The sequence below is a fragment of the Rhizobium sp. CB3171 genome (genome assembly GCF_029714265.1).
In the GTDB taxonomy this organism is placed as follows: Bacteria; Pseudomonadota; Alphaproteobacteria; order Rhizobiales; family Rhizobiaceae; genus Rhizobium.
The window spans coordinates 1376591-1398609 of the sequence record NZ_CP121653.1 but is presented as its reverse complement, the minus strand read 5'-3'; the positions used below and the strand labels follow the sequence as shown (position 1 = coordinate 1398609).

At 60.0% G+C, this 22019-nt stretch carries 22 protein-coding genes and 1 pseudogene; 17 read left to right on the top strand and 6 right to left on the bottom strand.

All coding sequences use genetic code 11. From position 1 onward, the window contains the following. Positions 1–83: 83 nt before the first annotated feature. From cobF to QA648_RS25785, 5 genes are all read left to right on the top strand, one after another. The gene (gene cobF, locus QA648_RS25805; protein WP_283054218.1) at positions 84–860 is read left to right on the top strand and encodes a precorrin-6A synthase (deacetylating); all 777 of its coding nucleotides are present in this window, start codon (positions 84–86) and stop codon (positions 858–860) included. Between the two features lie 77 nt (positions 861–937). Then, a complete protein-coding gene (cobG, locus tag QA648_RS25800; RefSeq protein ID WP_283054217.1) occupies positions 938–2350 on the top strand; it encodes a precorrin-3B synthase in 1413 nt (470 codons plus the stop codon). A 2-nt stretch (positions 2351–2352) separates the two neighbouring features. Next, the gene (locus QA648_RS25795) at positions 2353–2985 is read left to right on the top strand and encodes a precorrin-8X methylmutase (protein WP_283054216.1); all 633 of its coding nucleotides are present in this window, start codon (positions 2353–2355) and stop codon (positions 2983–2985) included. Beyond that, a complete protein-coding gene (locus QA648_RS25790) occupies positions 2982–3719 on the top strand; it encodes a precorrin-2 C(20)-methyltransferase (protein ID WP_260304966.1) in 738 nt (245 codons plus the stop codon). The genes QA648_RS25795 and QA648_RS25790 overlap by 4 nt, the downstream gene beginning before the upstream one ends. Further along, positions 3716–4480, top strand: a complete 765-nt coding sequence (locus QA648_RS25785; protein WP_260304967.1) for a precorrin-3B C(17)-methyltransferase — start codon at positions 3716–3718, stop codon at positions 4478–4480. The genes QA648_RS25790 and QA648_RS25785 overlap by 4 nt, the downstream gene beginning before the upstream one ends. On the opposite strand, the gene QA648_RS25780 is transcribed toward QA648_RS25785, so the two are convergent. Then, complete coding sequence (locus QA648_RS25780) at positions 4444–5214, bottom strand: cobalt-precorrin-6A reductase (protein WP_283054215.1); 771 nt, start codon at positions 5212–5214, stop codon at positions 4444–4446. The genes QA648_RS25785 and QA648_RS25780 overlap by 37 nt on opposite strands. On the opposite strand from QA648_RS25780, the gene cbiE reads away from it, so the two are divergent. Together cbiE and cobM are read left to right on the top strand one after the other, a co-directional pair. Beyond that, positions 5213–6439 (top strand): precorrin-6y C5,15-methyltransferase (decarboxylating) subunit CbiE, encoded by a 1227-nt coding sequence (cbiE, locus tag QA648_RS25775; RefSeq protein ID WP_283054214.1) that lies wholly within the window; start codon positions 5213–5215, stop codon positions 6437–6439. The two genes, QA648_RS25780 and cbiE, sit on opposite strands and share 2 nt — an antisense overlap. Positions 6440–6461: 22 nt before the next feature. Further along, complete coding sequence (gene cobM, locus QA648_RS25770; protein ID WP_283054213.1) at positions 6462–7220, top strand: precorrin-4 C(11)-methyltransferase; 759 nt, start codon at positions 6462–6464, stop codon at positions 7218–7220. A 119-nt stretch (positions 7221–7339) separates the two neighbouring features. On the opposite strand, the gene QA648_RS25765 is transcribed toward cobM, so the two are convergent. Then, positions 7340–8152, bottom strand: a complete 813-nt coding sequence (locus tag QA648_RS25765; protein WP_283054212.1) for a TIM barrel protein — start codon at positions 8150–8152, stop codon at positions 7340–7342. A 168-nt stretch (positions 8153–8320) separates the two neighbouring features. Continuing rightward, positions 8321–9349 carry a LacI family DNA-binding transcriptional regulator gene (locus QA648_RS25760; protein ID WP_283054211.1) on the bottom strand — a complete coding sequence of 343 codons (1029 nt, stop codon included), beginning with the start codon at positions 9347–9349 and terminating at the stop codon, positions 8321–8323. Between the two features lie 150 nt (positions 9350–9499). On the opposite strand from QA648_RS25760, the gene QA648_RS25755 reads away from it, so the two are divergent. Genes QA648_RS25755 through folD form a run of 6 tightly spaced genes read left to right on the top strand, consistent with a single transcriptional unit; the run spans position 9500 to position 14835 of the window. Beyond that, positions 9500–10585, top strand: a complete 1086-nt coding sequence (locus tag QA648_RS25755; protein ID WP_283054173.1) for a fatty acid desaturase family protein — start codon at positions 9500–9502, stop codon at positions 10583–10585. Positions 10586–10617: 32 nt separating this feature from the next. Further along, complete coding sequence (locus QA648_RS25750) at positions 10618–10932, top strand: MocE family 2Fe-2S type ferredoxin (RefSeq protein WP_260304974.1); 315 nt, start codon at positions 10618–10620, stop codon at positions 10930–10932. Positions 10933–10942: 10 nt separating this feature from the next. After that, complete coding sequence (locus tag QA648_RS25745) at positions 10943–12169, top strand: FAD-dependent oxidoreductase (protein WP_283054210.1); 1227 nt, start codon at positions 10943–10945, stop codon at positions 12167–12169. 25 nt (positions 12170–12194) lie between these two features. Beyond that, complete coding sequence (locus QA648_RS25740) at positions 12195–13001, top strand: 3-methyl-2-oxobutanoate hydroxymethyltransferase (RefSeq protein ID WP_260304976.1); 807 nt, start codon at positions 12195–12197, stop codon at positions 12999–13001. Positions 13002–13047: 46 nt separating this feature from the next. Beyond that, entirely contained in the window at positions 13048–13932 is an 885-nt protein-coding gene (gene purU, locus QA648_RS25735) for a formyltetrahydrofolate deformylase (RefSeq protein ID WP_104826551.1), read from the top strand. 3 nt (positions 13933–13935) lie between these two features. Further along, on the top strand, positions 13936–14835 hold the full coding sequence (gene folD / locus QA648_RS25730; RefSeq protein WP_104826552.1) for a bifunctional methylenetetrahydrofolate dehydrogenase/methenyltetrahydrofolate cyclohydrolase FolD: 900 nt from the start codon (positions 13936–13938) through the stop codon (positions 14833–14835). 21 nt (positions 14836–14856) lie between these two features. On the opposite strand, the pseudogene QA648_RS25725 reads toward folD, so the two are convergent. Next, positions 14857–14970, bottom strand: a pseudogene (locus tag QA648_RS25725) (transcriptional regulator); the annotation flags it as partial. 481 nt (positions 14971–15451) lie between these two features. On the opposite strand from QA648_RS25725, the gene QA648_RS25720 reads away from it, so the two are divergent. Beyond that, a complete protein-coding gene (locus QA648_RS25720; RefSeq protein ID WP_104826553.1) occupies positions 15452–16543 on the top strand; it encodes a porin in 1092 nt (363 codons plus the stop codon). 157 nt (positions 16544–16700) lie between these two features. Here QA648_RS25720 and QA648_RS25715 read toward each other — a convergent pair whose 3' ends face one another. After that, entirely contained in the window at positions 16701–17312 is a 612-nt protein-coding gene (locus QA648_RS25715; RefSeq protein WP_283054208.1) for a TetR family transcriptional regulator, read from the bottom strand. A 201-nt stretch (positions 17313–17513) separates the two neighbouring features. Further along, positions 17514–18728 carry an ROK family protein gene (locus tag QA648_RS25710; RefSeq protein WP_283054207.1) on the bottom strand — a complete coding sequence of 405 codons (1215 nt, stop codon included), beginning with the start codon at positions 18726–18728 and terminating at the stop codon, positions 17514–17516. 193 nt (positions 18729–18921) lie between these two features. On the opposite strand from QA648_RS25710, the gene QA648_RS25705 reads away from it, so the two are divergent. The 3 genes from QA648_RS25705 to QA648_RS25695 all read left to right on the top strand — a co-directional run bounded on the left by QA648_RS25705 (position 18922) and on the right by QA648_RS25695 (position 22001). Next, a complete protein-coding gene (locus QA648_RS25705; RefSeq protein WP_283054206.1) occupies positions 18922–20196 on the top strand; it encodes an ABC transporter substrate-binding protein in 1275 nt (424 codons plus the stop codon). Between the two features lie 69 nt (positions 20197–20265). Beyond that, positions 20266–21150: a sugar ABC transporter permease gene (locus QA648_RS25700; RefSeq protein ID WP_283054205.1), complete on the top strand. Its 885-nt coding sequence runs from the start codon at positions 20266–20268 to the stop codon at positions 21148–21150. Then, complete coding sequence (locus tag QA648_RS25695) at positions 21150–22001, top strand: carbohydrate ABC transporter permease (protein ID WP_260304982.1); 852 nt, start codon at positions 21150–21152, stop codon at positions 21999–22001. Before QA648_RS25700 ends, QA648_RS25695 begins: the two co-directional genes overlap by 1 nt. The last annotated feature ends 18 nt before the right edge of the window (positions 22002–22019 follow it).

Below are 22019 nucleotides of genomic sequence, written 5' to 3'. Positions count from 1 at the left end.
GCCGAGTGGCCAACTTGATCGCCCGCCACACTTGAAATGCTCCTCCGCTTCCGGCAAACAGCCGCAAGAACGAGGACGAGGAAATGAGGCACATCTATTTAGTCGGCATCGGAACGGGTAATCCCGAGCACCTGACAGTGCAGGCGATCAATGCGCTGAATAAGGTGGATGTCATTTTCATCCCCAGCAAAGGGGCGGCCAAGGCCGAGCTTGCCGATGTGCGGAAAGACATCTGCCAGCGTTATGTGACGAACAAGGCCATCCGCTTCGTCGACTATGCCGTGCCGGTACGCCAGACTGCGGATCGCAGCTACGTGCAAAGCGTCGATGACTGGCATGCCCAGATTTCGTCGACCTACGAGGGGTTGTTCGAGGATCATATGGCGGAACACGGAAGCGCTGCCTTCCTGGTCTGGGGCGATCCCAGTCTCTACGACAGCACGATCCGCATCATCGAGCGGGTCAAGGCACGGGACCGTGTTGCCCTGGGCTATAGCGTCATACCCGGAATCACCAGCATCCAGGCTTTGACGGCAAGCCATCGCATTCCGCTCAATCTTGTCGGAAAGCCGGTGCAGATCACGACTGGGCGCCGACTGGCCGAGAGCTTTCCGGGTATGGTCGAGACAGCCGTTGTCATGCTCGACGGCGAGCTGGCTTTCAGCAAGATCGATGATCCCGATGCCTATATTTATTGGGGCGCCTACCTCGGCACCGAGGATGAAATCACCATTGCAGGCCGCCTTGCCGATGTGTCTGACCGTATCGTGGCGACCCGGTCGGAAGTGCGTGCGGAGCATGGGTGGATCATGGATATCTATCTGCTGCGCAAAGGCTCAGATTTCGACGATCAGGCATGAGGCACTGTGCCGCCGCCAAATTGTTTGCCCGCCGATGAGGATTATGTAAGGACATGTCCTTCGGGAAGGATGGTCCTATGGCGAAGGCCGACAGGCAATTGGTGGAAGAGCGCGATATTTCCTTGCGAAAGGATATCGATGCCGTTGCCTGCGTTCCGGGCGCGTCGCCGATGGCCCGCGGCGCCTGCCCGTCGCTCAGTGCCCCGATGATGACTGGTGACGGACTGCTCGTGCGGCTGCGTCCGACGAAGCCGGGCCTGACGATCGGGCAATTCCGGACGCTTGCCCAGGCGGCGGAGAGACATGGCAACGGATTGATGGAAATCACGGCGCGCGGCAATCTTCAACTGCGCGGCATGACTACCGAAAGCATGAGCGGACTTGCCGCGGATATCGAACGAGCCGACATCGTCCCGGAAACCGGCGTCACGATTGAGATCCCGCCGTTCAGCGGACTGGACCCACTGGAGATCGCCGATGCCAGGGAGTTAGCCAGCCGGCTTCGTCAACAGATCGGCGCCCTCGATCCTAAGCCGATACTGGCACCCAAGCTGGCCATTATCATCGATGCCGGCGGGCGGCTGAGCCTCGATACGATCACCGCGGATATTCGGTTGAAGGCGGCGAGAACCGCCAATGGTTCGACGGCATGGGTTCTCGCAATCGGCGGTACGGCAAAAACGGCGAAGGTTCTTGCATCTTTGTCCACCGAACAATCCATATCGGCTGTCATCAAGCTGCTGAAAACGCTGGTGTTTCTCGGACCGCGCGCACGCGGCCGCGATCTGGATGTAAACAGCCTGCGCATAGAGTATCAGTCGCCGGCAGCCAGCGTACTCGGCACAGCCGACCCGCATGTTTCACCAATCGGCATCCATTCTCTCGGCGGCGATCGTCTCGCGCTCGGCCTGCGCCCATCCTTCGGGCAGATCCATGCGAGAGACATTCTCCGCTTTCTCGCCATCGCCGAGGCCGCTGGAGCAAGCGAAATCCGCACTGCGCCGGAGCACGCCATGGTGGTGCTGGGGCTGGGGCTCGAGGCGGCAAAGGCCGTTCAGTCGGCCGCAGCCGATTGCGGTTTTCGGACGCGTGCCGATGATCCGTCAAATCACCTGGAAGTCTGCGCCGGAGCAGGGGCTTGCGCTTCCGCTTTCTACGCGACGAAATCCGCAGCGGCGGATCTTCTGGACCTAGCCCCCGAACTGCTCGACGGCTCGCTCTCGGTGCATCTGTCCGGCTGCCGCAAAGGCTGTGCCCATCCGGGCAATAGTGCAGTCACCATTGTCGGTGCGCCAATGGGCTATGGGGTTGTCGTAAATGGGTCCGCATCGAGCGAGCCTGTGGCCTACATCGGGAAAGAAGAGTTAAAATCCGCTCTGGCAGAGATGAACAGGCTGGTGCGGAATAACAAAGTTGCTGGCGAATCGGCGGAGGAGTGTCTTACACGGCTCGGCACCGACGCGATCGTTACAGCACTACGACAGGGGTAGGAATGCCGGACTATGATTATATCCGCGAGGGCAATGCGATCTATGAGCGCTCCTTCGCGATCATCCGCAGCGAGGCCGATCTGTCGCGCTTTTCGGAAGCTGAGGCCGACGTTGCGGTACGCATGATCCATGCCTGCGGCCTCGTCGAAGCCTCGGAACACTTCGTCTTCTCTCCCGATTTCGTCGCGACTGCCCGCGCGGCGCTTGCCAACGGCGCGCCGATCTTCTGCGATGCCGAAATGGTCGCTCACGGTGTTACGCGCGCGCGCCTACCGGCGGCCAATGAGGTGATTTGCACGCTGCATGATCCCCGCACGTCGGAACTGGCGAAGACGACCGGCAATACACGCTCGGCAGCCGCGATGCATCTCTGGGGCGATCGTCTGGCAGGCGCTGTCGTCGCCATCGGCAATGCGCCGACGGCGTTGTTCCATCTCCTCGAAATGCTGCGCGACGGAGCGCCGAAGCCGGTCGCTATCATCGGCATGCCCGTCGGATTCGTTGGCGCTGCTGAATCCAAGGACGCGTTGGCGGAAAATTCCTATGGCGTTCCCTATGCCATCGTTCGTGGCCGTCTTGGCGGCAGCGCCATCACCGCCGCCGCGATCAACGCATTGGCGAGGTCTGGCCTATGAGCGCGCAGTCTACTGGCCGGCTGATCGGCGTTGGCACCGGGCCTGGCGATCCGGAATTGCTGACGGTCAAGGCAGTCAAAGCCCTGGAGAAAGCCGAGGTCGTCGCTTATTTCGCCAAGCAGGGTAAAAATGGCAATGGTCGCGGCGTCGTTGGGGATGTGCTCAGAACCGACGTGACGCTGCTGCCGCTCTACTATCCCGTGACGACGGAAATCGACAAGAACGAGGCGGAGTACAAGAGACAGATCACCGATTTCTACGATGCCTCCGCCGAGATGGTCGCTGCCTACCTAAAGGATGGCAAGACGGTAGCCGTGCTCAGCGAAGGCGATCCGCTGTTCTACGGTTCCTATATGCATCTGCATGTGCGGCTTGCCGACCGCTATCCGACAGAAGTCATTCCTGGCGTAACGGCGATGTCCGGCTGCTGGTCGCTGGCCGGCATGCCGATGGTGCAGGGGGATGATGTTCTTTCCGTGCTTCCGGGCACCATGGCGGAAGCCGAACTTGCCCGGCGCCTCGCCGACACCCAGGCGGCGGTGATCATGAAGGTCGGCCGCAACTTGCCGAAAATCCGCCGTGCCCTTGAAGCTGCAGGACGCCTTGACGAGGCAATCTATGTCGAGCGCGGAACGATGGCGAATGGCGCGGTCACACCCCTCACGAAGAGGGGGGATGCGGAAGCTCCCTATTTCTCGCTGATCCTTATTCCCGGTTGGAAAGACAAGCCATGAGCGGCCGTCTCTATGTCATCGGCACCGGTCCCGGCAATCCGGCGCAGATGACGCCGGAAGCGCTGGCGGCTGTGGCCGACTCGGCGGAATTTTTCGGTTATGGCCCGTATCTCGATCGCCTGTCGCTACGACCTGATCAGCTTCGCCACGCCTCCGACAACCGCGAGGAGCTGGATCGCGCCAAGACGGCGCTGGAGCGTGCGGTCGCCGGCGCCAATGTCTGCGTCGTTTCGGGTGGCGATCCCGGCGTTTTTGCCATGGCGGCAGCAGTCTGCGAGGCGATCGACAATGGACCGAGCGAATGGCGGGATGTCGATCTCGTCGTCGTGCCGGGTATCACCGCCATGCTCGCCGTCGCGGCTCGCATTGGGGCGCCCTTGGGGCACGATTTCTGCGCCATCTCGCTATCAGACAATCTAAAGCCCTGGAATATAATAGAAAATAGGCTGCGCCTGGTTGCGGAAGCAGGGCTTGTGATCGCCCTCTACAATCCCATCAGCAAAGCACGCCCCTGGCAGCTCGGCAAAGCCTTCGACATCTTGCGTGAGGTTCTGCCTGCCGACGTTCCTGTCATTTTCGGCCGCGCTGCGGGCCGGCCGGATGAACGCATGACAGTTGCAAGGTTGGCGGATGCGCAAGCGTCGAGCGCTGATATGGCGACCTGCGTCATCATCGGTTCGGCCGAGACTCGTGTCATTGCCCGAGAGACAAAACCCGATCTGGTTTATACGCCACGCTTCATCAAGGACGGGGCAAGATGATCGATATGGTGCAGCGCCGCCTCGACAGTCTCGACCGCCAGCATATCGGCAACGGGTGCGCGCTCGATCATGATCACTTCGATGCCGAGTTGCCGCGCCGCCTCGATCTTCGCGTAGGTCGCACTGCCGCCGCTGTTCTTCGTCACGATCACGTCGATACGATGGTGCCGCAACATGACCAGCTCGTCCGCCAGCCGGAACGGACCCTTGGAATGGATATAGGTGATGTTGGGCGCTGTCAGCGGCGGCTCGACCGGATCGACGCTGCGCACCCAATAATGATGGATGGGCGCGGCATTAGCGTAATGCGCCTCCTGTCGGCCGATCGCCAGGAAGACGTGACGAGGGGTCGGACCAAGCGCAGCAATTGCCTTCGAAACAGTTTGCACCGAGCGCCAACGATCGCCCTCGACGGGCAGCCAGGCCGGCCTGCGAAGTGCGAAGGCGGAGATGCCGCTCAGGGTAGCCGCTTCCGCGGCATTGGCGGAAATGCGGGCGGCGAAGGGATGGGTCGCGTCTATCAGCAGATTGATCGCCTCATCCACCAAATAGCGGGAAAGCCCCTCAGCACCGCCGAACCCGCCGCTGCGCACGGGAACCGGCTGCGGAGCCGGATCGACGGTTCTGCCGGCCAGCGACAACACAACGTCGAGATCGGCGCGCGCCGCCAGCGCCTCCGCCAATTGACGGGCTTCCGTCGTGCCGCCCAAGATCAGAATGCGGGTCTTGCCCATGTCTGAGATGCCTTCCACTCAACGCTGGCTCACTCTTATCGGCATCGGCGAGGACGGTCCAGCCGGGCTTGGCGACGATGCGAAACGTCTGATTGCTGCGGCGCCCGTCGTCTTCGGCGGCACGCGGCATATCGAACTGATGCAGGCGCTGATCAAGGGCGAAGCGCGGAGCTGGCTGAGCCCCTTCGAGAAATCCGTTGAAGCCGTGCTGGCGCGACGCGGAATGCCGACCGTCGTTCTTGCCTCCGGCGATCCCTTCTTCTATGGCGCCGGCGCCACGCTCTCGCGGCATGTTCCGGCATCTGAGATGACCGTCATTCCGGCACCCTCTTCCTTCAGCCTTGCCGCCTCGCGCCTCGGCTGGCCTTTGCAGGACGTGACCGTTCTTTCCCTGCATGGCCGGCCGCTCGACCTCATCCGCCCGCATCTCCATCACGGCCGCAAGATCCTGGCCCTGACGTCGGATGGTGAAGGTCCCGCCGATCTGGCGCGTCTGTTGCAGGAAAGCGGATTTGGCCAATCGACGCTGACAGTTCTCGAAGCTCTGGGTGGACCCGATGAGCGGGTTTCGACGCGGCGGGCGGCGGATTTCACGCTTTCCGGCATCAATGATTTGAACCTTTGTGGTATCGAAGTTGCGGCAGTTGATGGCGCTCGCATCCTGCCGTTCAGCGCCGGACTGGATGACAGCCTGTTCGAACATGATGGCCAGATCACCAAACGGGAAATCCGGGCAATGACCTCGTCGGCGCTGGCGCCGCGCCACGGCGAGTTGTTGTGGGATATTGGCGCTGGCTCCGGTTCCATCGGCATTGAATGGATGCTGGCGCATCCTTCGATGCGCGCCGTCGCGGTCGAATCTTCCAGCGAACGCGCTGCTCGCATTCGCCGTAATGCGGCAAGCTTCGGCGTTCCGGGGCTTACCATCATCGAAGGACAGGCGCCGCAAGCGCTTGCAGGTCTGCCGGCACCGGATGCGATCTTCATCGGCGGGGGCGGCAGTGAAGCCGGCGTCATGGATGCGGCCATTGCCGGATTGAAAAGGGGAGGGCGGCTGGTCGCCAACGCGGTGACTACCGAGATGGAGGCTGTCCTGCTTGCCGAACACGCCCGTCGCGGCGGCTCGCTGATCCGTATCGATATCGCCCGCGCCGCACCCGTTGGCGCCATGACCGGCTGGCGGCCGGCCATGCCGGTGACGCAATGGTCCTGGGTCAAACCATAAAAATGAAAAACGAGGTAGCGGAATGACGGTGCATTTCATCGGAGCGGGGCCTGGAGCTGCGGACCTGATCACCGTGCGTGGGAGGGATCTGATCGGCAAGTGCCCGGTCTGTCTCTATGCAGGCTCGATCGTCTCGCCGGAACTCCTGCAATATTGCCCGCCCGGCGCCCGTATCATCGATACGGCGCCGATGTCGCTCGATGAGATCGAGGCCGAATATCTAAAGGCTGCCGCGTCCGGCGAGGATGTCGCCCGCCTGCATTCGGGTGACCTCTCCGTGTGGAGCGCCGTCGCCGAGCAGATCCGCCGTCTGGAAAGGCACGGCATCCCTTATACACTGACCCCCGGCGTTCCCGCTTTCGCAGCGGCGGCGTCTGCGCTCGGGCGCGAGCTGACCATACCTGCCGTCGCACAAAGCCTTGTCCTGACACGCGTTTCCGGCCGCGCTTCGCCGATGCCGAACAATGAAACACTGGAAAAATTCGGCGCCACGGGCGCGACGCTCGCCATCCATCTGGCAATCCACGCACTCGGGCAGGTGGTCGAGGAACTGACGCCGCTTTATGGCGCGGATTGCCCGGTTGCTATCGTTGTTAAAGCCTCCTGGCCGGACGAACGCGTCCTTCGCGGCACGCTAGGCACGATCGAGGCAAAGGTGGCGGCAGAACCGATCGAGCGTACGGCGTTGATTTTCGTCGGCCCATCGCTGGGCGCCAACGATTTCCGCGAAAGCTCGCTCTATGATCCCGCCTATCAGCGGCGTTTCCGAGGCAGGGAATAACGGCGGCGTGCGCTTCGGGAATTTGCATATCATTCCGTCAGCGTATGGCTTGCATAATCGTCGGCTGCACTTGCGCAATTGACCAACGAGACGCAGTGGTCTCGTTGGTCACGCCGCCATCAAACGTGTGCGGCCAGATATGCCATGCTTTCCTTCAAAGCTTCGACGGGCTCCTTCAGCGCATGCACATCCGGCGCAAAGGGCTCGAAGGAGAAGGGGCCGGCATAGCCGGCGGACAATAGCGCCCGCATCTGTCCGACATTGTCGAGACGATCGCTGGCATCGACCAGAACGCGATGCGGATCGCGCATATCGGCAACCGAGACGGCGGAATCGTTGACGCCGGAAATATGAACCAATCCGGTGAGATTGGGGAAAGTTGCTGCTTCGCCAGCGAGATGATGATGGAAGGTGTCGTGAACAAGACGGAAGATCGATTGCGCGCCGAGCTTTTCGATCGCAGCGGCGGCTTCGGTCTTCGAGCGCAATGAGCAGATCTCGAAGCCAAGCGGTTCCACCAGGCCAATGATCCCGGCGGCATCCAGCATCGGCTTCAGCGCCGTCAACGCCGTTTCGAGGTTCTGCCTGCGCGCCTCGGGCTCCCTGCCGCTACCGTCATTGACGGGAACGAGCACCAGCGCTTTTGCGCCGCAATCCCGCGCATAGCCGATGAGTTCCGCCGCTTCCGTGGCGCGCGCCTCGTTCCACTCGTTGAAACGCTGCAGCGCGTTGATCGAGATGATCGTCAGTCCATGACGCGCCGCGAGTTCCTTGACCGCTGCTGCCGGCGTTCCGTCCAGGATAGCATTGCCGGCCAAATCATTGCGGATTTCGACGCTATCGATGCCGAGTGTTTTCGCCGCGGAAAAGAACGATTCCAGGCTGAGGGACGGCGCACACATATGATTGAGCGCGAAACGAATGGAACTCATGGCAGGCATTCCTCCTCTTGGTCGCCGGCCCAACAGGACGTCGATCAGCCGTGCGTATTCCGCAAATGACTATCGACAATCACGCGGCCGATCCACAGGCAAGCACCGGCTTCTTCCATCATCCATGATAGAAATATTCTGCCCGATGATGGGATTCCATCACATTCGCTAGATATTTTCCGAGACGAAAATATCGAAGGGCAGGAAGGACTGCCCCGGCATTGCCGCTTCGCCGCGTTCGATGGCGCCGATCATCAAATCCATGAGTTCCTTACAGAGCGAAGGGAGAGGGGTGCCGATGACCATGGTGACGACATCGTCGGCGAGTGCCGCCTTCGATTCCGGTGTCAGCTCGTTGACGACGACGATCAGCTTGCCGGCAAGCCCCTCCTCGCGAATGGCGGAAATCGCGCCTTCCATGCCGCCGCCACAGACATAAAAGCCGATGAGATCGGGATGTTTCTGCAGCAGGTTGAGGGTTGCCTCATGGGTGATTTCCGCCGTGTCCAGATTGATCAGCGTATCCAGCACCTCGAAATCCGGCGCGTTCTCGCGAAAATAGGAGCGAAAGCCGATCTCGCGCAGTTCATGCCCGTGAAAGCGATGGCTTCCGACGAAGCAGGCGACCTTGCCTGGATGGCGAGCAGATCGGGCGATCGTCCAGGCGGCGGTGCGCCCGACCTTGCGGTTGTCGACACCGACATAGGTTTCGCGAACGCCTGTCGCGAAATCGGAGAGCAGCGAAAAGACCGGGATGCCTTTTTCCTTCAGCGCTTCTATTGCCGTCGTCACTGCAGGATAATCGGGCGCAACCAGGGCGATCGCCTGGCTCCGCGCTGCCATGGATTTCAGCTTCTCGACAATTGCCGTCGGGGTCGATGCGGCGACGAAATCGATATGCGCATGGACGCGCGCGGTTGCGAGTACCTGTGCCGCCGCGCCAATCTCCTTGGCAAACGACTGGTAGAAGGGCTGGGACGGTTTCTGCAGCAGGAACCCCAATCGATATTGGGGCAGATCCTCAAAGACGCGCTGCCGCAGCAAACCCACGGCATGGTAGCCGATCGATTGCGCCGCCTCATAGACGCGCTTAGCCGTCTCCTCCCGGACGCGATGGCGTCCGTTCAGCACGCGGTCGATGGTTGCGACGCTGACGCCGGAAGCCTTAGCGAGATCAGCGATGGTTGGTCTGCGCATGGATGGTCCTGAGGTATTCCATCATGAATGAGATGGAGGATTGATGGAATATGATAGATTCCATCATCGTTGCATTGAGGCAAGCAAAAACTCGACCTATCATCCCCGTCATCAGGTGCGGCGCGCTGGTTTGCGACGCGGGAGGCAGGAATGAGCGAGACAGGAAAGCGTGATTACAGCCTGCTTGGTCCAAGCGGCCGGCAGGCGGTCGAAACCGGATTGGCGGCGGCGGAGTGGTATCATACCGAGATTGCCCGCAAGGAGATGAAGGCGCTGATGCAGCGCTCCGATGACGCCGCCATCCGCGACACGATCATCTGGCTCGGCAGCATGGCGATCCTTGCCGGCCTCGGCATCTTTTTCTGGGGTTCCTGGCTTTGTGTCCCCTTCTTCCTGGCTTACGGCGTGCTTTACGGTTCGGCCTCTGATAGCCGCTGGCACGAATGCGGCCATGGCACGGCGTTCAAGACCCGCTGGATGAACGATGCGGTCTATGAGATCGCCTGCTTCATGATCATGCGCAATCCGGTGACCTGGCGCTGGAGCCATACCCGCCATCACACCGACACCGTCATCGTCGGCCGCGATCCGGAGATCGCCGTCATGCGGCCGCCGGATCTCGTGCGCCTGGTCCTGAACTTCTTCGGCATCGTCGATGTCTTCTATGCGATGCTCGACATGGTCCGCAATGCCTTCGGCATCATCAGCGCCACGGAGAAAACCTTCATTCCCGAGATGGAGCAGCCGAAGGCGATCCGCATCGCCCGCATCTGGAGCCTCATCTATATCGCCACCATCGCCGCCGCTATTGCCATGGGCTCTGTCCTGCCGCTGGTGCTGATCGGCCTGCCGAGGCTCTACGGCGCCTGGCATCATGTGCTGACCGGCCTGTTGCAGCATGGCGGCTTGGCCGACAATGTCATCGACCACCGGCTGAACAGCCGCACGGTGCTGATGAACCCGATAAGCCGCTTCATCTATTGGAACATGAACTATCATGTCGAACACCACATGTTCCCGATGGTGCCCTATCATGCGCTGCCGAAGCTGCATGCGATGATCAAACACGATCTGCCGCGGCCCAATCCGTCGATCTGGTCGGGCTACCGCGAGATGATCCCGGCCTTCCTGCGGCAGTTGCGCAACGAGGATTATTTCCTGAAGCGCGACCTGCCGCCGACGGCGAGGCCCTATCGCGAGGAATTCCACAACGGGCTGGCCGAAGCGGCACAATAACCGACTGACAATGTGAAAACAGGGAGGCAGGAATGAGCGGCAACTGGATTAAGGTCTGCGCGGCGGATGCGATCGACGAGGAGGACGTCATGCGCTTCGACCATGGCGGCAAGACCTTCGCGATCTATCGCAGTCCGGAAGACGACTATTTTGCCACCGACGGCCTGTGCACGCACGAGCAGGTCCATCTTGCCGACGGGCTGGTGATGGACAACATCATCGAATGTCCCAAGCACAACGGCCGCTTCGACTATCGCACCGGCGAGGCCAAGGGCGCCCCCGTCTGCGTCAACCTCAAAACCTATCCCGTCAAGGTCGAAAACGGTGCCGTTTTCATTGCGCTATAAGGGGAAAGCCATGCTGCATTTCGTCATTATCGGGGCTGGAGAGTGCGGCGCCCGCGCCGCCTTTGCGCTCAGGGAAAAGGGCTTTAACGGTGACATCACACTGATCGGCGCCGAGCCGGTTGCGCCCTATGAACGTCCGCCACTGTCGAAGGAGGGACTTGTCCTTGCCCATGAGCCGAAATTCGTGGCCGCCTTGGAACACTATGCCGACCAGCGCATCGACCTGCGGGTTTCCACGCACGCGACCGACATCGATCCGATCGGCAAGGTGGTCACACTCTCGGACGGAGAGCAGCTTAGCTACGACAAACTGCTGCTGGCGACCGGCGCATCTGCGCGCAGCTTTCCCGGCATTATCGGAACCGGCGAGCTTATTCGCATGCTCCGCACCCATGCCGATGCCACGGCGCTGCGGCCGGCATTACTCCCCGGCCGGCATATCGCCATCATCGGCGGCGGCTTTATCGGTCTCGAGCTGGCGGCGACGGCGCGCAAGCTTGGCGCCGATGTCACCGTGATCGAAGGCCTGCCGCGCGTCCTGAAGCGGGGCGTGCCGGAAGCGGTTGCCGAGGTGATAACGCAACGTCATCGGGACGAAGGCGTCGATATCCGCTGCGGCGAGACCATTGCGGCAGTGGAGGAAGGTGCGACCGGTGCGATTGTTCGCTTGGGCGACGGCGAGGAACTCTCCGCCGATCTCGTGCTCATCGGCATCGGTGCTCAACCGAATGTCGCGCTCGCCGAGAAAGCGGGTCTTGCGGTCGACAACGGCATTGCCGTCAACGAGCGGCTGGAAACCTCTGCAGCCGATATCTACGCCGCAGGCGATTGCTGCTCCTTTCCGCTGGCACTTTATGGCGGGCGACGGGTTCGCCTGGAATCCTGGCGCAACGCACAGGAACAGGGAACTTTGGCTGCGGCCAATTTGCTGGGCGCGGGGGACAGCATCTCCGCCGTGCCGTGGTTCTGGTCCGATCAATATGATCTGACGCTGCAAATTGCCGGCCTTGCCGATGGCGCGACGACGATGCTCAGGCGTGACCTTGGCGAAGGAGCCTTCATCCTCTTCCATCTCGATGAGACCGGCCGGCTGCTGGCGGCCAGCGGCATCGGTCGCGGCAATGCAGTCGCCCGCGATATTCGTCTCGCCGAAATGCTGATTGCCGCCCGCGCTCGTCCCGATCCGGAAGCGCTGACGGCGAGCCATGTCAAACTCAAATCACTTCTTGCCGCATGAAGAGTCCTTACCCCAGGAGTTTCCAATGAAGAAACATAATCGTGCAACGGTCGCCGACCTGCTGGCGCTCAAAGGACAGCGGCAGCTCACCATGTTGCGCGTCACCTCGCTGGAGGAAGCCGAAGCGGCGGAAAAGGCCGGGATTGATATGCTTTCCGTACCGCCGGCACTGCTTGGCCCCGTATTCCGCGAGGCTGCTCCGAGCCCCTTTGCTGTTCCTGGCCTCGAATATGGCGATTACGTCTCGGCGGAAGAGTACATGCGGGAGGCGTTCAGGGCGCTGAAGGCCGGTGGCGACGCCGTTTATTGCGCCGCCGGGCTGCAAACGATTCGGCGGATGCGCGAAGAGGGCATTCCGGTCTGCGGCCATGTCGGCCTCATTCCGTCTAAGGCGACCTGGACGGGTGGCTTTCGCGCCGTCGGCAAGACCGCGGCAAGCGCTTTCGAGATCTGGCGCCAAACCAAGGCACTGGAAGAGGCGGGCGCCTTTGCGGCGGAGATTGAAGTCGTGCCTGGCGATGTCGCTTCCGCGATCAGCGCGAACACATCGATGCTGATGATTTCCATGGGTGCCGGAAGCGGATGCGATGCCCAATATCTCTTTGCCGACGATGTGCTGGGCAGTAATCGCGGTCATAGGCCGCGTCACGCCAAGGTGTATCGCGATTTTGCGGCCGAATATGACAGGCTGCAGAATGAACGCACCGCCGCTTTCAAGGAATTTGCCGAGGACGTTCGCTCGGGCGCCTATCCGGCAAAAGGGCATCTCGTCGCAATCGACGAAGGGGAGCTACAGGCGTTTCTCCGGCTGCTTTCCCAAGGCGGTCGATAACGCCACAGGTGGCGTTTCATGATTTTTTCCAATCGGACGACATAAGATGAAAAATTTCGTACTGACCGTATCCTGCAAATCGACGCGCGGGATCGTTGCGGCGATAGCGAATTATCTGGCCGACCAGGGCTGCAATATCGTCGACTCCAGCCAGTTCGACGATCTCGATACCGGCAAGTTCTTCATGCGGGTCTCCTTCATCTCCGAGGAAGGCGTCAAGCAGGAGGCATTGGTCGAAGGTTTCAAGCCGGTCGCCGAGAAATTCGAGATGGATGCCGAGATCTATGATGCCCAGAAGCGCATGAAGGTGCTCTTGATGGTGTCGCGCTTCGGCCATTGCCTCAACGACCTGCTGTACCGCTGGAAGATCGGCGCGCTGCCGATCGACATCGTCGGCGTCGTCTCCAACCATTTCGACTACCAGAAGGTGGTCGTCAACCACGATATCCCCTTCCACCACATCAAGGTGACGAAGGACAACAAGCCGCAGGCCGAAGCGCAACTGCTGGACCTCGTCGAGCAGACAGGCACCGAACTGATCGTGCTGGCCCGCTACATGCAGGTGCTGTCGGACGCCATGTGCAAGAAGATGTCGGGCAAGATCATCAACATCCACCATTCCTTCCTGCCGAGCTTCAAGGGCGCCAACCCGTACAAGCAGGCCTATGAGCGCGGCGTGAAGCTGATCGGGGCGACGGCACATTACGTCACCGGCGATCTCGACGAAGGTCCGATCATCGAGCAGGACACAGCCCGCATCACGCATGCGCAGTCGGCGGAAGACTATGTCTCGATCGGCCGCGATGTCGAAAGCCAGGTGCTGGCGCGGGCCATCCATGCCCATATCCACTACCGCACCTTCCTCAACGGCAACCGCACCATCGTCTTCCCGGCAAGCCCCGGAAGCTATGCCTCGGAGCGGATGGGGTAGGCGATGGCTGACATCATCGATGGCAAGCAGGTGGCTGCTTCGGTAATTGATGCGGTGAAGACGGCGACCGCAGCACTGGAAAAAGAGACGGGTGTGAAGACCGGCCTTGCCGTCGTCATCGTCGGCGATGATCCGGCGAGCCACACCTATGTCGGCGCCAAGGGCCGCATGGCCAAGGAATGCGGTTTTACCTCCATCCAGCATACGCTGCCGGCCGAGACGACACAGGACGAGCTGGCAAAGCTTGTCCAGTCCCTCAACGAGGATGCCGGCATTCATGGCATCCTGGTGCAACTGCCGCTGCCGAAACATCTAAATGCCGAAGCGATCATCCAGTCGATCCGGCCGGACAAGGATGTCGATGGCCTGCATGTGGTCAATGCCGGCAAGCTGGCGACCGGCGATCTTGCCACCGGGCTGATCTCCTGCACGCCGGCCGGCGCCATGCTGCTGGTGCGCCGCATCCATGGCGAGGACCTGTCGGGTCTGAATGCCGTCGTCATCGGCCGCTCGAACCTGTTCGGCAAGCCGATGGCGCAATTGCTGCTCAATGCCAATGCGACGGTGACGACGGCCCATTCCCGCACCAAGGACCTGCCGGCGGTTGCCCGCAGTGCCGATATTCTGGTGGCGGCGGTCGGCCGGCCGGAAATGGTCAAGGCGGATTGGGTGAAGCCGGGAGCGACGGTGATCGATGTCGGCATCAACCGCATCGCCGCACCGGAACGCGGCGAGGGCAAGAGCCGGCTGGTCGGCGATGTCGCCTTTGCCGAGGCGGCGGAAGTGGCCGCTGCCATCACCCCGGTTCCGGGCGGCGTCGGGCCGATGACCATCGCCATGCTGATGGCCAATACGGTGATCGCCGCCCATCGTGCTGCCGGCAAGCCAGCGCCGCGGTTCTGAGATCACACCACCTAAATCATATCAATCGGCCGGTGCCACGCCGGTCGAGGCACGCACGATCAGCTCGGTCTTCCAAAGCTCCTGCTCGGGAAATGTCTCGAGCTGCTTGATCTCGCCGATCAGCCGCTCGGCGATCGTTTTTCACAATGGTGCAGACAGAATGCGACAGACGCCGAATCACGCGTCTGTATCGTTCTGCGACGATTTGAAATTCGTAAACGCCGACACCAAATGCCGTTGAATAAAATGTGCTACCCGCCGCGGCACCTGACGACCCAGGTGGCAGCGTGAAGCTGATAGTTGCATATTGGTCACAGCGCCCGAAGCTTGTAGTAAGGGGACCTTCATATAATTGACAAACATACCGTTGGTTTGTAAACAAAGCTCAGGACATGAATATGTCTTGCGGTCGAAGCATCGGCCGCATCGGTAGGGTATTTCAGGGCCGTGTCGCGGGGCTGATTGGGCGGAACAAGAGGGACTCAAGCCAGCATCAAGCAGGGCAATCGCAGATCTGTTCGATCGCGTTGATGCGAGGTCAATTCTGCATGGGGTTGGTAGTGAACCTCCATGCGTGCGGAATCTCTGAAATGCATATTGCAACCAGGAGTTTAAAATGAATTTGAAAAGCCTTCTGATCAGCTCTGCTGCTTCGCTCGCAGCAGTTTCCGGGGCCCATGCCGCGGACGCTATTGTCGCTGCCGAGCCGGAGCCTCTTCAGTACGTTCGCATTTGCGACGCTTATGGTGCTGGCTACTTCTTCATTCCGGGTACCGAGACTTGCTTGAAGATCGGCGGCCAAGTTCGTACCGAAGGTGAATGGTACGATGCCTACAGCCCGACGAACAAGACCGGAACGTTGTGGCATACCCGCGCCGAGCTGAGCCTCGACACCGCAACCGACACCGAATACGGCCCTCTGAAGACCAACACGGTTCTCCGTTGGGACTGGAGTGAAGGCAATTCGACAAGCACCAAGCTGCTGTTTGCCAATATCAGCCTCGGCGGATTCACTGTCGGTAAGGCAGACTCCCAGTACAACTCGTACATCGGTTACGCCGGCGACGTCATCAACGACGACGTGATCTACGACGGCCCGTATGAACTCAACCAGTTGACCTACAACTATGACGCCGGCAACGGCTTCACGGCTGTGATCTCGGTCGAAGATAGCTACTCCAGCGGCTCGGATGCATCCTATGGAGCGAGCTGGTGGGGTGACGACAAGGCGGATCACTACGCTCCTGACGTCGTTGCCGGTGCTGGGTTCAAGTCTGGCATCTGGGGTGTCAAGGTCGTCGGCGGTTACGATTCGATCGTCGAAGAAGGTGCCGTCAAGGCTCGCGTCGACGCCGATTTCGGCGCTTTCTCTGCCTTCTTGATGGGTGGCTGGAACACGGACGGCGACAAGCTGAACAAGTACGCCGGTACGAACCTGGATCGTTCCGCTTGCCCGGCAGGCCGTCCTGATCTTTGCGGCTGGGGTGACTGGGCTGTCTGGGGCGGCGTTGGCGTTCCGATCAACGACAAGCTGAAGTGGAACCTGCAGCTCGCTTACACCGACTCCAAGATCTTCGCCGCCACGACGAACATCAAGTGGAACCCGGTCAAGAACCTGCTGATCGAACCCGAAGTCTCCTACACCGATTGGGATTCGGTCAATCAGGACCAGTGGGCCGGTATCCTGCGCTTCCAGCGTAGCTTCTAATCTGAAATTATCCGGCCCCCCTTTGCCGGGTAAGAGAAGCCTGCGGTTTCCAATCCTGCGGGCTTCTCACACCGATCGGTTGACCTCCGATCAAATACGGAAAGGGTTCGGCTTTCCCTGCCGAACCCTTTTCACTAGGCACTCCGCTGTAGCTTACCTAATGCGTCGGAAACCATGTGGTCAGGATCATTTTGATAAGAGCTTGCCCACAGGGAACCAATTCAAAATCGCCCTTATCGAGAGCCCATTCGGCGACCAATCCTCCAATGACCGCAGTCAAAGCGGAAGCGGCGGTATCTGCCGACCACGGCGGAGGCAACGGCTTGTCGGCATCCATGGAGTGGAAAATTCTCGCAAAGTGCTCCTGCATATCGTGCCGGAAAGAGTCTGTGTTTTCCGCCGCGTCATCACAAAATGCCATGTCGAGATACATGATGACTTTCAGTAGCCCACGCTTGCGCGGCTCCTGCTGAATCTCTGCGAATGTCGCCGAAATCGTATCTATGAGCAGCTCAAGCGGATTGGGCGGATGTCCTTCGGCAATTCGCTCCGCAAGTTCCTGGAAGGGCTGCTGCGCCTTGTCGCGGATCGAAAACAAGAGACCTTGCTTGTTCTTGAAATGCCAATGAACTGCGCCGCGGGTAACACCGGCCGCCGAGGCTATTTCGTCCAGCGTGACATTTTCATAGCCGTTGTCGAGAAACAGCGCCTCCGCCGAGCGTAATATCTCACGTCTGGTTTCAGCCGCTTCCTCCTTTGTGCGTCTCATTCATTCCCCTCCAATTTCCGCGCCGCGCCCCTTCAGCTCTGTCACAATAGTCATAACGTCGATTATTGTGCTTACAACACCGTTACCTTGCGCGATGTTTTCCCCGGTTATTCTACGGCTGTTGCGGCGCGCGGTCACCGACGACCGCGAAGGCGGCCCTCGTTCGAGCAAAGCCGCTCCTTCTTGGGGCGGCAAGCCCGGCTACCTGGCGGATTTCTGCGTGCTGCCGGTATATGTCCGGCTAATGTCGGTAAAGCCGCTCGATGATTCAAAATCAAACATTCTTTGGGTTACCAGAGCGGCCGCGCCGCGGGCCCAAGAATTATCTTCCCAGTCCGGAAGCAGGGAAGGTGCTGTCCTGAAGGTCCTGGCGGTCAGGGCTTCCCGAAGTGGCCCGAGAAAATGTTCGCCAAGCGAGACGGCTTCGCCGCCGGCAACGATGACTTCCGGATCCGTGACATTGACGAGATTGGCGAGCGCCGTTCCTATGCTTTTGCCGGAATGTTCGACAAGCGCGACTGCCGTCGGATCGCCGGCAGCCAAAGCGCTTCGCAGTTCAGGAAGGCCTCGTTCCCCGCCATGTCCGGTTGCCTCGCGCCAGCGTCTCAAGATCGACGCTTCGGAATGATATGCCATGAGACAGCCGCGTTTGCCGCATTCGCATATCCGGCCATTTTCTTCATAAAGCGTATGCCCGAACTTGCCGGCCGCACCATTTGCGCCGCGATAGAGCTTTCCCTCGATGACGAGCGCGCAGCTTATGCCGACGCCGACAGCGAGAACGGCCATATTGCGATGTTGTCGCCCCAAGCCAAAAAGTTGCTGGGCGATGGCATAGGCGTTGGTGTCGTCTTCCAGCCAGACCGGCACGTTGGCACGATTCGCCACGAGTGAGGCGAGGGGAATATTGTCCCAATTGAAGCGATGACTGCGGACGCATGCGGTCTGTTCATCATTGATAACGCCGGGCATGGAGATGCCGATCCCTGCAAGCTTGGCATGCGGTCGTCCGGCGAGCTTGACCATTTCGGGAACAGTGCTGGCCAGCAGGTCGGCAACGTAGTCCGGCTGGTGACCGGCAAGGGGGATCCGCATGGCCGCCACGGGATTGGTCGCAAGGTCTGTTGCGACGCATTCCACGGAATCCACCATCAACTTGAACCCGACCACGAGCCCGTGCTCATAATTGATCTGTACCGGGATCGGGCGCCTGCCGGTGAGGCCGGTTACGGCTTGGCCTTCTACAACGATGCCTTCCTCACAGAGATCGCCGACAACGAAGGTCACGGCTGCAGGGCTTAGCCCTGTAATTGTTGCGATATCGGCGCGACTTCGCGGCCCCTCCATGCGCAAAAGATTGAGGATCAGGCGTCGATTTAGCGCCCTTGCCGTGCTCTGGTCGCCCTTCAGCTTCACTTTTAGTTCCTTAATTTTGTAAATTAATTATTGCAGGCTCTATCGATCTATGCATAACTCCACCCGCCGATCAACTCCGGATGCGGTTTCCGTCCTGAGAATAAGCGACAAAATCGGCGCGTTAAATGCCTGACATGCATCTCGAGGGGAGGGCTTGCCAGGACGTGTTGATCGATCAACTGGGAGGAACTCCATGGTGCATTTCAAGCAAATTTTTCCGTCCACTCGCCGCAACTTCCTGAAAGGCGCAGGTGCCGTATCGGCGGCAGCTCTGGCGGGCGGCCTGTCCGCGCCCGCAATTGCCCAGGCGCAGAAAGTCACGGTGATCTCGGCGGAGAACAATGCGGAGGCGCTTGCAGCGCTGAAGAAAATCGCCGAGGCTTTCGGAAAGGAAGCCGGGGTCAGCGTCGTCATCAACAACATGGATCACGAGGCCCACAAGACAGCCATTCGCAACTACCTTGTTGCAGGGGCGCCCGACATTTGCACATGGTTTTCGGGCAATCGCATGCGTGCTTTCGTAAAGCGCGGCCTGTTCGACGATATTTCCGATCTGTTCGAGAAGGAAAAATACAAGGATGTGCTCGGTGCGACGACGGGAACGGTCACGGTCGATGGCAAGCAATATGGCCTGCCGACCGGCGGCACCCTTTGGGGGATGTTCTACCGTAAGGATGTCTTCGATCAGCATGGCCTGACTGTGCCGACGACGGCCGAGGAATTTGTGGCTTACGGCGACAAGTGCAAGGCCGCCGGCCTCACGCCGATCGCCATGGGAACCAAGGAGCTTTGGCCGGCTGCCGGCTGGTTCGATCAAATGAACCTGCGCATCAATGGCCTCGACAAGCACATGGCGCTGATGAACGGCGAGATGAGCTATCTCGACCCATCCCTGAAGCCGGTTTTCGATCAATGGGAAGGGATGATCAACAAGGAGTTCTTCACCGCCAATCATACATCGTTCGGCTGGCAGGAGGCCGCAGCGCTGCTTGCCCAGAAGAAGGCCGGCATGATGAATCTCGGCGCCTTTTTGAAGTCCGCCTTCACCGCCGAGGATTTGCCGCAACTGTCCTATGCCACTTTCCCGGTTATGGACCCGAAGGTCGGTCACTTCGAAGAATTCTCGGTCAATTCGATCCATATTCCCGCAAACGCGAAGAACAAGCAGGGCGCTCGCGAATTCCTTGCCTATTTCTATAAACCGGAAAATCTCGCGGCCTATCTGGAGCCCGGCGGAAACGTACCACCGCGCAACGATCTTCCGCCCAGCAAGGACCCACTCGTCAACGTGGCGGTAGAGACCTTGAAGAAGCTGCAGGGAGCTTCTCAGTATTACGATCGCGACAGCGACCCCGATATGGCCCAGGCCGGCCTTGTCGGCTTCCAGGAATTCATGGCGAAGCCCGATCGGCGCGACTCCATTCTTCAGCGCCTCGAAGGGACCCGCAAGCGCATCTACAAACTCTAGTTCTCCTCCCGGTGACCGGGGAGCGGAAGCGCGCTTCCGCTCCTTCATAACTCCAATGAGGCTCTGGATATGTTGATGATTTGGCGCCGCCAGCGTTGGTGGCTCACCCCCACTTTGCTTATTGCACCCGCGATCCTGCTCTTTTTCACGGTCATCCTGCTGTCGGCCGTGCGGAGCGTCTGGATCAGTTTTCACGAGTGGGATGGTTTCGGCCCGATGAACTGGGTCGGTTTTGGAAATTACATCGAGCTTTTCAACGACCCGCAATTTTACGTTTCGCTGAAGAACAATCTCATCTGGCTGATCATGTTCATGGCCGCGCCGCCGCTCGGGCTAGCCATAGCATTGCTGGTCAATCAGAAAATAAGGGGCATGCGCTTCCTGAAGTCACTGTTCTTCATCCCGCTGGTGCTGGCTTCGGTCACGGTAGGGGTCGTGTTCACATGGGTCTATACGCCGGAGTTCGGACTTCTTGCCCTGATCTTCAAGGCATTTGGCGCGACCGCCCCAGCCGTTCTTTCAGACGAGCATTTCGTGACGTTTGCGATCGTCATCGCAGCACTTTGGCCGCAGGTCACGTTCTGCATGGTTCTCTATCTCGCGGGGCTGAACAATCTGAGCGAGGAGCTCATAGGTGCTGGCCGCGTCGACGGGGCGAGGGGATGGAACATGCTTTGGCACATCGTCCTGCCTCAACTGACGCAGGTGACCTTCATCGCCATCGCGGTGACGGTGGTCGGCGCGCTTCGATCCTTTGACATGATCTCCGTCATGACGGCCGGCGGCCCGTTCGGATCGTCTTCCGTGCTGGCCTATCAGATGTACGAGCAATCGATCTTCTCCTATCGCTTCGGCTACGGAGCGGCGATCGCATCCGTTCTCTTCGTGATCATGGCCGCATTCATCGCCTGGTACCTGGCACGCATCATTCGCACAGAAGAGAGAGGTGGCTGATGTATCCTCGCCCTATTCCGGAAACAGCCATCTGGCAGCGACGGTTTTATGTGCTGGCGGTGCTGCTTGTTCTCCTGCTTTGGCTCTGCCCTCTGTTTGCGATCATCCTGACGTCGTTCCGTTCGACGACCGATGTCATGAGTGGCAATCTGTGGGGGTGGCCGACCGAGCTTGGTCTGATCGACAATTATACCGCGGTCTTCACCCAGACCCCGATGGCCCAGTATTTCCTGAACAGCCTAACGATTACCATTCCTTCGGTAATCGGCGTCCTGGTTCTGAGCACGCTCGCGGGCTTTGTTCTCTCCCGCTACCGCTTTCCGGGCAATATGCTGATCTTTGCGCTCTTCGTCGGCGGCAATTTCCTGCCGCACCAGATCATGATGATCCCCGTGCGCGATCTTATGGTGCGGCTGAATCTGATCGATACGACGGCGGCGCTGATCATCTTCCACGTTGCCTTCCAGACAGGATTTGCGACGCTTTTCATGCGGAATTTCATCGCGGCCTTGCCCGATGAACTCTTTCAGGCTGCCCGCGCTGAAGGCGCGACACCTTTCCAGACGCTGATACATGTTGCCGTGCCGCTGGTCCGGCCGGCTCTCGCGGCGTTGGCCATTCTGATCTTTACGTTCATCTGGAACGACTACTTCTGGGCGGTGGTGCTGACGGTCAGCGACTCCGTGAAGCCCGTGACTGCCGGTCTGGCCAATCTGCGCGGGGAATGGGTTTCGGCATGGAACCTCATCTCGGCAGGCACGATCGTCGTCGCGGTGCCGCCTGTCGTCATGTTCTTCCTCATGCAGCGCCATTTCATCGCCGGTCTGACCATGGGGGCCGTCAAAGGATGAGCGAGACGGCATTTCCTT